Origin of the sequence: Allocoleopsis sp., from assembly GCF_036703385.1 — a bacterium.
In the GTDB taxonomy this organism is placed as follows: domain Bacteria; phylum Cyanobacteriota; class Cyanobacteriia; order Cyanobacteriales; family Coleofasciculaceae; genus Allocoleopsis.
This window is the reverse complement of record NZ_DATNPA010000479.1, coordinates 1-10,298: the sequence shown is the minus strand read 5'-3', so window position 1 is coordinate 10,298 and position 10,298 is coordinate 1. Positions and strand designations below refer to the sequence as shown.

The window sequence follows — 10,298 nt, the reverse complement described above, 5'->3', positions numbered from 1 at the left end:
CAATTGCACACGACTATTGTGCAAACTCTTAGACATCACGTCCAATGCTGTAAAAGGAGCGCACAGAATGATTTCCCGTGCTTCGGGGGTGTGCTCCAGTTCAGACATAAATTTTTGCAAAAACTCAGAGGATTCCCTTTGAGTTTTGTACATTTTCCAGTTACCAGCAATGACAATTTTCCGCACAGCTTAACGAAACCATCTCCGAACCATAACGCACCCTTTAGTGTAAATCTTCCAGGAGCAATTTACTAAAAAAGGATGAAGCATGAGCGCTCAAGTATAAATTTCTGATACATGCCGGACTGGGCTATGCCTCGCTGCACTAACCTTCTGCTACGCTAAGGCTCTCCTTGCGGGTGACCCGCCTCATCCTTTATCCTTGACGCTTTACTTAACCCCCCTACTCTGATGTAACAATCACAGGTGCTGTTGACTATGCCAAATTTTCCCAAGCCCAGTGGTGACCTACCAGAAATCTTGAGCCCGTTGAATCTACGCCATTATTGGCTGATCGCTTACTGGGTCTACTTTCGTCCGACCGCGTTTCATCGCTACCTCTACCAAGCCGCTCCCGATGTTTATCAGTTGAGGGGTTACCGGAAATTCTTGCAGACGTGGAGGATTCCTGCCTATCGCAATATTTATTTCATGTTGCCGTTGGCGATCGCATTAACGGCTGTGCTAGTCGGTCTGGTACTCTTCCTCTACAAAACGATCACGGTTCAGAACAACACCGCCTGGGTCAATGCGATCGCGGTGTCCTCGAACGGACAAATTGCTGTTACAGCTTCTGGCGATCGCGCCTTGAAAGTCAAGGTTCCCTCTGCTGACAGCACCCTGAAAGTGTGGAATTTAAAGTGGGGGTCTGAGATGCACCCTCTGATCGGTCACGAATTCGGTGTCACAGATGTGGCACTCACCCCAGATGGAAACAAGGCCATCTCGGCGTCGCGCGATCGCACCCTGAGAGTTTGGGACATTCGGCGGGGTACTCAACTCCACGAACTTAAGGGTCACAAAGAATGGGTGAGCGGTGTAGCCATTACCCCAGATGGGCATCGAGCCGTCTCTTCTTCGGGTGACAAAACCTTGAGAATTTGGGATATTGACCAGGGAACCCCACTGCAAACCCTCACAGGTCATAATGATGTCATCTGGGCTGTGGCGGTAACACCCGATGGGCAACGGGCAGTCTCCGCTTCTGCCGATCGCACCCTGAAAGTTTGGGACTTAGGCCAAGGGAAAGAACTTTACACCCTTGCAGGCCATAACGGTTGGGTGACGGAGGTCGTCCTCACCCCCGATGGCAAGCAGGCTATCTCTGCCTCATTGGACAAAACGTTAAAAGTTTGGGACATTGAGCAGGGGAAAGAACTCTACACCCTGGCAGGGCATGACAACTGGGTCACTGATGTTGCCATATCCCCCGATGGCAGGCAAGTCGTTTCTGCTTCTGCTGACCAAACCCTAAAAGTTTGGGACTTAGAGCAAGGAAAACTTCTCAATACCCTGAAGGGTCATCATGGCTGGGTGACGAATGTAGCGATCGCTCCAGATGGCAAGCAAGCCGTCTCCGCGTCTTCTGACCAAACCCTAAAAGTTTGGGACTTAGGGCAAGCCATCGCCTTGCATACCCTCGCAGGTCATCATGCCTGGGTCACGGCGATCGCTATGCTGCCAACCACCCCAATCGTGATGTCTGCGTCCTTTTCAGGGCCCCCCAAACTCTGGAACCTGAAGCAAGGCATAGAACAGCCAATGCTGGGCGTGATTGGCACGGTAGTAGGAGTGAACTTGGCCTTCGACATGGCTTTGACCTTCATGGTCATCGTTGGAGCGGTAAGTCTCGCTATCTTTTTAGCGATCGCTATCATTGCCTTGGGCATTATCGGCAATATTACTGCCAGCGTGATGATTGGCCTCATCGGCAGCCTGGGATTTTGTTTCGGCTTTTTGATGGCGGATCGGATTGCTGCCGATCCCATGCTCGAAGAGGTTTACCATGCGAGAAACATCAGCATCACCCTCACGATCATTTCTGGGATTCTCTTCGGCCTCCTCGTGGGCGTTGCCTTTGCACTTTCGAGCCGTGCCGCAACCGGGGTCTTTGCCAGTATCGTCTTCACTCTGGTTCTCGGTATAGGTGTGGGTATCGTTGTCGCTTGCGTGATCACAGAGGCTCTGAGTTTCAACGGTCGCTTACGACCTGGAATCCGGGCAGGGGAAGCCGTCAGCATCACGTTCAACCTGCTGGTTGCCATTGGGGCGTTACGTCTCCTGATTTACCCTATTCAGTTCCTGATGGCACTCTTTAGTCGGTTGAGGGGAAAATGGCATCCGGCTGCATGGGACGAGTTGCTAGTCTTGCCTGTACCTAGAACCCAGGCATTCCTGCAAGCCCATCTCCAAGCCTCGGAACGTGAAGGACTGCGCCTGGTTGCAGATGTTGCACGTAACCCGTTTCAGCGGGCTTGGGCACAGCGAACCTTACAAACCCATCTACACAACGTCTCTGCACCGCTGCACTTCCTCTATTACTTGCTGACTTCTGAGGATTTTAATACTTACCTTCTCGCACCTGTCAGGAGTGTCGATTGGCAGCTAATGCCGACAACCCGACAAGTCTTGTTAGGGGAACTGGCACATCAGCGAGTGGATGGTAGTGGTGCTGGCATCAATCAAATCGCAGAAAATCTGGTTTGGGCGTTGACTTGGTTAATTCGCGATCGCAGACGTTCACCTCTGACTCGCTTTGCCGATCTGATTTATGAGCTAACTTATACCAAGATTGCTGAAATCGAGGAGTTCAACTTATTGGCGTTTGAGAAAAGTTACGCTAGCTTAAATCAATATCCAGGTGGTACAGAAATTGCAGACTCCTTTAACGCGCTAGCTACGTTCTTGACCTATGAGCATCTATCGGACTTAGCGGCGGCTAATCATGTAGTTTCGCGACTATCGGTTAATGAATTTTCTATCCGCCCAACCCTACTAACCGCACTGCTTCGCCTAGGAGAAATTGGGGCCAAGGTGAAGGCTTATCAGATAGCTACCAAAACGGTTGAGCAACTCGCTGTGCTTGCTCAGATAACTAGCGCCCTAGAACTGTTGGATGAAGATGTGGTTGAGCGAGTGTTAGTGCCAGAGCAAGCCATCTTGAGGCGCATCATTCGCCAATGGCGGTGGATCATTAGCCAAGTGGCGGCTGACTCAGTTAACACCTCTCTAGGAGATTAAATATAGCAGTTCTCAGTTGTGTGAAGTACAGAGCGAAAAACCTAACCCCCAACCCCTTCCTACTAGGGAAGGGGAGTAAGAATCAAAGCCTCTCTCCTTGTAGGAGAGAGGTTTGGAGAGAGGTCAGAGTGTACCGCATCCAATCGAGAAGAGCTATGACGCAATCATTTTCTTTTTTCTAGTTGCTCATTGTTCCTTTATAATGAGCAACTTCTCATGAGATTTAATGAAATTTTGAAATTGAAAAATACGTATGTCTGAATATTTAAGTGGCAAGAAGCCCACAAAAGAACAATTGACTGAATGGATTGAATTTTTTCATACCAATGGCTTCATTGTGATTCACAATGTACTAACACCTGAAATGTGTGAGTCGCTGAAAAATGATTTGGATGAGGCTTTAACTAAGCATGTTGAAAGAGAGCCCGGAAAATCCAAAAAGATAATGAAAAGAATGTTTGAGCATTCCCGACATAACTTAAATCTTTTTGAACTAGAGCCAGTCGTGACGTTCGCTGAACATTTAATTGGTGAAGCAAATGGGACTGGTTACTCTATGGATGATGGAATCCCTAATGCTAACACAATACATGTCATCCACAATAACTCGTTTAAGCTTCCTCCAAATACAGATGGATTGGCTAAAAATCAATGGCATCAAGATGATACACCACATATCTTATCCCTTGATGGTCAACCATTAACTAATGTGCGACTTAACGTATTAGCGTTTACGGCAAATTATTACCTAACGGATGTTAAATCTGAAGAGAATGGGCCAACCCAAGTCATACCAGGTTCACATTTATTTGGGAAAATGTGTTCAGGTGATATTTCAGGATATGAGGATAGAATCCATAACTGTTTAGGGGCTATGGGTTCTGTTGTGTGTTTCAATAACCAAGTATGGCATAGAGGTTCTAGAAACAATTCAAATATTACTAGATATATTACCCAAATCACTTATGCTAAACGGTTAGTTGGGCATAAGTATTATCCCTTTATGAATTATCAGATGCCAAGTCATTGCTACGAAAATGCAAGTCCTCGATTGAAACAATTATTGGGATTTTTGCCCAATGGCGCGTATGGTTGAACACCGAACGATGTCTTGTGTTGGGTGATGAGATTAGAGTTTTTGAGATTTTTCTCCACTCAATTTTGTAATCACCTACTCTTTCACCGTTTCAATTAAATCTTCCATCAAGACATCAAACGTGCGAGCTAGTTTTTGCAGCGCCGTCACGTCTACCGTTGCCATCCCCGCCGATCGCGCATATGTGGTTACAGTGCTGTAGGGAACTCCTGCCCGTGCAGCAACTTCTTTTAGCGTCCAACCCTTCTCGTCAGCCAGATCGCGTATTCGCAGCCTAACTAAACCCATCCTTTCCCTTGACGAAGAACGAGTTCTCGTTCTTTAATGTGGATAACTTCTACAGCGAAATTGAATCGCCCTCTGGACTGGAAACTAAAGGGCGATTCTAAGCAATCCTCACAAATTGGAGGCAAATTACATGATATCAAGACCGCAGCTAATCGCAACGGCTGTACCTCGGTTGCGTCGGATTGCAGCGACAGGGAGGGGCGTATGACTTACAAAGATCGACTGTCCCCTTGGTGCATTGTCCGTCACCTCCCTCAAGCCCAAAGCCGTGTAGTAGCCTGTTCTCGTCGTCGAAATGATGCTGAAGAACATCTCCGGGTGCTGAGGAAGATGACACCAACTGCCGACTACAGCATTATCTTTGACCCCATGATGGAAAGCACTGACAATATGGTGAATACATAATAGTTAGACCTCTTGCAACAGTCGATTTTTGCCCTTCTCATGCCCCAACTTTGGGGAAGAAACTCAAAGTCCCCCGTGCTATCAAAGCGTAGCATCCTCTGGCTTCCCCCTTTTCAAGGGGGACGGGAGGGGGATCTAAAAGGGCGATTTAGAGGGCATTCAGGATTTATGTAAGAAGTCTACTCTCTAGCAAACGATTTATTCCCTTTTTAAAGAATAACGAAGTGGAATGAGTTCACATTACGTTTGCTTAGCATGTACTGAGCGGGAAACCCTACCGTTTCCCGCTTCTTTATGATTGAAAATAAACAAAGCTTTTTAATCTAATTCGCAATGAATTTCTACCTTGGCATTGATTTCGGTACATCTGGGACACGGGCTGTTGTAATTAATGCCGAGGGGGTTATTCAAAGCGAGACGCAATATCCCTTTACCGAAAAATTAGGTGGAGACACAGCCATCTTCGTTTCGACGAGTACTCAATGGGAAAAAGCGTTGTATTCTCTCATTCAGGAAATACCTCAGAAAATATGCACAGAAATAGGAGCGATCGCAATTAATGGTACCTCCTCCACCGTACTGCTATGCGATGCCACAGGGCAACCGCTCACTGAACCCCTAATGTACAACGATGATCGAGGGGTAGCAGTTATGGAGACGCTCAGAGCCATTGCACCTCCCAATCACACCGTTTTAAGCGCTACCTCCAGCCTCGCCAAACTCCTGTGGTTCATTCAAAATTCAAAATCCAAAATTCACAACAATAGTTATTTCCTACATCAGGCGGATTGGTTAGCCTTTCTATTGCACGGACAACTAGGAATTAGCGACTATCATAATGCCTTGAAATTGGGTTATGACCCTGAACATCTGTGCTATCCCAGTTGGATGGAACAGTTGCCAGAGATACCAGCGCTACCCCAAGTTCTTGCCCCCGGAACACCAGTCGGTGAGGTAACAGCAGAGGTTTCTCGTCGCTTAGGGTTGCCACGAGACTGTGTGGTGTGTACGGGTACAACGGATAGTATTGCCGCCTTTCTCGCTAGTGGTGCCAACTCTCCCGGTGAGGCGGTGACTTCTCTCGGTTCCACTTTGGTACTAAAGCTATTGAGTCAGACTCGTGTCGATGATGCCCGATACGGGATTTACAGCCATCGATTGGGCGATTTGTGGCTTACGGGTGGGGCGTCTAATACGGGTGGGGCGGTGTTGCGGCACTTCTTCAGTGATGCCGAATTAGAACGCCTAAGTAGCAAAATCAATCCACACCAAGAGAGTCCTTTGGATTATTATCCCTTACTTAAAGCAGGCGATCGCTTCCCCATCAACGACCCCAATCTCCAACCCAGACTCGAACCCCGCCCAACTGACTCGGTAGAATTCCTTCACGGCTTGCTGGAGGGCATGGCACGAATTGAAGCACAAGGATATCAGTTATTGCAACAACTCGGCGCAACTCAACTTACTCGCGTTTATACCGCTGGTGGTGGTGCCAAAAATCCCACCTGGACAACAATTCGAGAACGCCATCTCAAGGTGCCTGTAGTGCCATCCATGCATACTGCTGCTGCCTATGGAACTGCGCTATTAGCAAAGCAAGCGATTATAGGATATTGACTAGCAATTTTGCATTTTGGGTTAAAAGAATTTTGGGGTATCAAATTAGTTTTGTCCCTACCTGTCTAGATGTCGCCTTCGCCGCCTTGGGGAACGAGCAGGTCGTGCCAGAACTTGTGTCACACATGACTAACTCTACTGGCCATAAGTTTAGAGATGGACTCAACTATCAACACAATCTGGCAGCCGTTAAGACTGTAGATACGAGCTATCTTAGCTAGCACCTTAGCTTTACGCCTCGAAGGCTCAATGATGTTGGCAATGTGAATTGCTTGGTCATATAGTCTGCTTGTTGCTGCACAAATAGCAATCTCAGCCAATACCTTGTTGTTCTTGCCCTTGATGGTTTGGGCAACTTGAAAGCTCTGAATCAATAACTCGTCGGCTCTCTCAATCTGTCCAGTAACGGCAACCTTGGCAGCGATTCTAGCCAGAGCTAGGGCTTTGTTTTCAGGATACTCGAAGATGTTTACAATCTCGATCGCTTGGTTTTCTCTTCCTGCGGCGGCAAGGAGGACAACGATTTCAGCTAAAACACCCTCATTATTATGCAGGGGTTGAACAATTTCGAGAGCTTGGTCAAGTCGTCCTAATTTTGCATATTCTTGAGCAATATTACAGAGTTCATCATGTATAGCTTCTCTGTTTTCTAAGGTTTTGGCAACATCAAGGATTTGAGTCCAAATCTCACCCGCTTTCTCCAACTGTCCTATTTCCGCATACTGGTAACTTACCGACCAGAGAGTTCTAACTCTGTGTTCGACCAACTCGATACTTTGGGCAATTTGAACCGCTTGGTCATATTGCTCTGCATACAGGTAGTTGTTGGCAATGTTACTCAAGGCATTGGCTTTATCCCAAAGCTCCTCAATCGTTTGAGCAACCTGAAAAGCATATACTAATGTTTCATTGGCTCTACGTGATTGTCCTACTCTCCTTAATTGAGCAGCTATCCGCTCCAGTTTCCAAGCTTGACAGGAAGTTGATTCGAGAGTGTGAACAGCCTCAAGAGCATCGTCTAATTGCCCTGCATGTAAATACTCGTTAATGATGCAGCTCTTGAAAACATCTTTAAACGCCCCAAAACCATCAGGTATGAACTTGGAAAATGAATTGCCAAGGGCGAAGGCAAGATTCTCCATACCACACCAAGACGTTAGAACCTTGTATAATCCTCCTACCCGGTAACCTTCAAAGATCCACTGCGAACCATCAAATCCTACATGTTTCTGCCACGAAGCAGGAACCCAGAAATTTTGTTCGATCAAGTCGAGTAAATCGTTCCAATCTTTTTGAGTTACTGTCTGACATATTTCCTTTTGCAAAGAACCTGTTTCATATCCTCCTTGTCCACCTCCCAGTTTGACAACTACCTGTACTGGTGGCTCTTGATTGGGTGTAGACCAGATTCGCACAGTCAAGGGAGAGTCAAAAGCTGGCAAGTGAGTGAATCGATATGCTTCCTCGACATTTCTATCCTGTGCCAATTGCAATAGGGCTTCTTCTCCCATTGCCCAGAGTTGCTCAGAATACCATCGATTGCAAAAGTCATCAATTCCGATAAACATATCATGCTCCTCATTTGGCAATCCTAAATTATTTGTGAGATTGGAGTATTTGAACGAATCACAGAGGCACAGAGACTACGGAGGAGAGAAAGGGAGGTTTTCAAGTTCGTAGTTGCGCTTTAGCGAAGACAGCGTGACTACGAACTCTCCCAAATTTTATTAAGGGTATCCCTCTTCTGTCACTCTAGACGATCGCAAACGCTGCAACCCTGATATGGTATGCGTTTTCCCAATTGGTCTACATTTTTGAGTTTCTATCACAAACTCACCGCTCAAATCGTTATGGGGGAAAGCTCTCAGGCTTTTGCTTTGAGCATAATTTTCTGAGAATGACAGAAGAGCGATATATCAGCGACATCATATAACGGTTCAAACGAACACGTAGTATTAACCCTTTTTTGTTATTTTGGGGCATAAAGCCTGGGCGAAGCATTCTTGAATAAGGCTTCTAGGCTTTGTACCAAGTTTGTCGCAAGAATGCTTCGCCCCTACAAGCTCCATTTTTTGCCTCTCTTGTCAAATACTTCTACTTGACCAACTCCCTAGGATGCGAGATTAGCTTTTGTCATCAACAGCCCCTAGCATTTTCAGTGTGGATTTCTGAGCGGCTGTTAAACCAGTAATATCAGTGATATTCATCCCCTCGTAAGGTCTAGGAATTCGCAGCGTTTTGATACATCCACTGAAACTGTCTTGAGAATTTTGAGTTTGTCTTGTGTCAATCACCCTTTGGTGCGGTGTCAACCAACGCTGATACTCACTCCTAGTTGGCATCATCCAAAAAGGAATTGGAAGAGTTGCCTTTCCTGAAGAGATAGGCGTACTCATCCAAGTAGTGCCAAACTCTCTAGACGGAACCAACGCCGAGGAGTGAGACAAGGATATCCTAGAACCGTCAGGCTTAACCTTCCATAGCTTAATCGTTTCATCTTGACTACAACTTGCCAGAATTTGACCATCAGGACTGTAGGTGAGGAACCGTACCCATTTATCATGCCCTTGCAAAATTTGGCAGCTTGGCAAAGACGAGACATCCCAGAGTTTGACTAACCCATCCGCACCACAACTAGCAAAGGTTTGCTCATCGGGGTCAAAGGCAACTGACAATACTGGCCCTGCGTGTGCCTGAAAGGTTTGGTAACATTCTCCACTATTGACCTGCCAAAGCTTAATCGTGCCATCTGCACTACCACTGACCAAAATTTGTCGATTGGGACTAATGGCACAAGCCCGTATCCAACTGTTATGCCCTTGCAAGGTTTCGATACAACAACCCGTATCAACATCCCACAGCTTGAGAGTTTGGTCTTGACTACCACTCGCTAGGAGTTTCCCATCTAAACTTGCGCTAATTGACCAGATGCCACCGCTATGCCCTTGCAGGGTATTGCAACATTGACCTGTACGAATATCCCAAACTTTGATGGTACCGTCGAGACTCCCACTGAAAAGGGTTTGCCCATCAGGACTAAAGAGGACAGAAAAAACCGCGTCCTTATGTCCTGTCAGCGTTTTCAGATGTTGCCCATTCAGGATATCCCATAATTGAATTGTTCGGTCTTCACTGCCACTGGCAAGGATGTGATGATTGGGGCTAAACGTTACAGACCAAATCCAACTGTTGTGTGCTTGGAATTCTCTGATACACTTCCCTGTTTTGCTGTTCCAAAACCGAATTACACCATCTTGACTGCCACTAGCGAGGGTCGTTCCTTGAGGACTGAAAGCGACAGACCAAACTCCATTACTATGTCCTTGTAACGTTTTCAGACACAGGTTGGTGCGTGTCTCCCATAACCGCACAGATTGGTCTTCACTGCCACTCGCTAAAAGACAATCGGACGCACCTTGAGTCGCTACCGCTTTGCTAACAGGACTAAAGGCGACAGACGAAACCCAACTCGTATGTCCTTGGAGAACTCTCCGGCATTCACCCGTATGATGATTCCAGAGACGGACACAATGGTCATCACTACCACTGGCGAGGGTTTTTCCATCCGGACTAAAGGCAACGGTTCGGATTTGCTGGGAGTGTCCCTCTAAAGATTTGAGGCATTTCCCACTACTAGCCTCCCACAGTTTTA

At 46.8% G+C, this 10,298-nt stretch carries 7 protein-coding genes and 1 pseudogene; 4 read left to right on the top strand and 4 right to left on the bottom strand.

All coding sequences use genetic code 11. The features are described 5' to 3' along the window. The coding region (locus V6C93_RS23405) for a triose-phosphate isomerase (protein WP_333479084.1) at positions 1-186 on the bottom strand (186 nt) is incomplete at its 3' end. A 252-nt stretch (positions 187-438) separates the two neighbouring features. Between V6C93_RS23405 and V6C93_RS23400 the strand changes: the two genes are divergently transcribed. Both V6C93_RS23400 and V6C93_RS23395 read left to right on the top strand, forming a co-directional pair. Further along, entirely contained in the window at positions 439-3,240 is a 2,802-nt protein-coding gene (locus tag V6C93_RS23400; RefSeq protein ID WP_333479083.1) for a WD40 repeat domain-containing protein, read from the top strand. Between the two features lie 253 nt (positions 3,241-3,493). Further along, entirely contained in the window at positions 3,494-4,336 is an 843-nt protein-coding gene (locus tag V6C93_RS23395; protein WP_333479082.1) for a phytanoyl-CoA dioxygenase family protein, read from the top strand. 75 nt (positions 4,337-4,411) lie between these two features. Here the strand turns inward: V6C93_RS23395 and V6C93_RS23390 are convergent, their stop codons facing one another. Then, entirely contained in the window at positions 4,412-4,624 is a 213-nt protein-coding gene (locus V6C93_RS23390; RefSeq protein WP_333479081.1) for a helix-turn-helix transcriptional regulator, read from the bottom strand. Positions 4,625-4,828: 204 nt separating this feature from the next. On the opposite strand from V6C93_RS23390, the gene V6C93_RS23385 reads away from it, so the two are divergent. Together V6C93_RS23385 and V6C93_RS23380 are read left to right on the top strand one after the other, a co-directional pair. Beyond that, positions 4,829-5,029, top strand: a complete 201-nt coding sequence (locus tag V6C93_RS23385; protein ID WP_333479080.1) for a hypothetical protein — start codon at positions 4,829-4,831, stop codon at positions 5,027-5,029. A 333-nt stretch (positions 5,030-5,362) separates the two neighbouring features. Further along, on the top strand, positions 5,363-6,646 hold the full coding sequence (locus V6C93_RS23380) for an FGGY-family carbohydrate kinase (RefSeq protein ID WP_333479079.1): 1,284 nt from the start codon (positions 5,363-5,365) through the stop codon (positions 6,644-6,646). A 119-nt stretch (positions 6,647-6,765) separates the two neighbouring features. Here V6C93_RS23380 and V6C93_RS23375 read toward each other — a convergent pair whose 3' ends face one another. Together V6C93_RS23375 and V6C93_RS23370 are read right to left on the bottom strand one after the other, a co-directional pair. Beyond that, positions 6,766-8,214 (bottom strand): hypothetical protein, encoded by a 1,449-nt coding sequence (locus tag V6C93_RS23375; RefSeq protein WP_333479078.1) that lies wholly within the window; start codon positions 8,212-8,214, stop codon positions 6,766-6,768. A 555-nt stretch (positions 8,215-8,769) separates the two neighbouring features. Continuing rightward, positions 8,770-10,298 (bottom strand): annotated as a pseudogene (locus V6C93_RS23370) (WD40 repeat domain-containing protein); the annotation flags it as partial.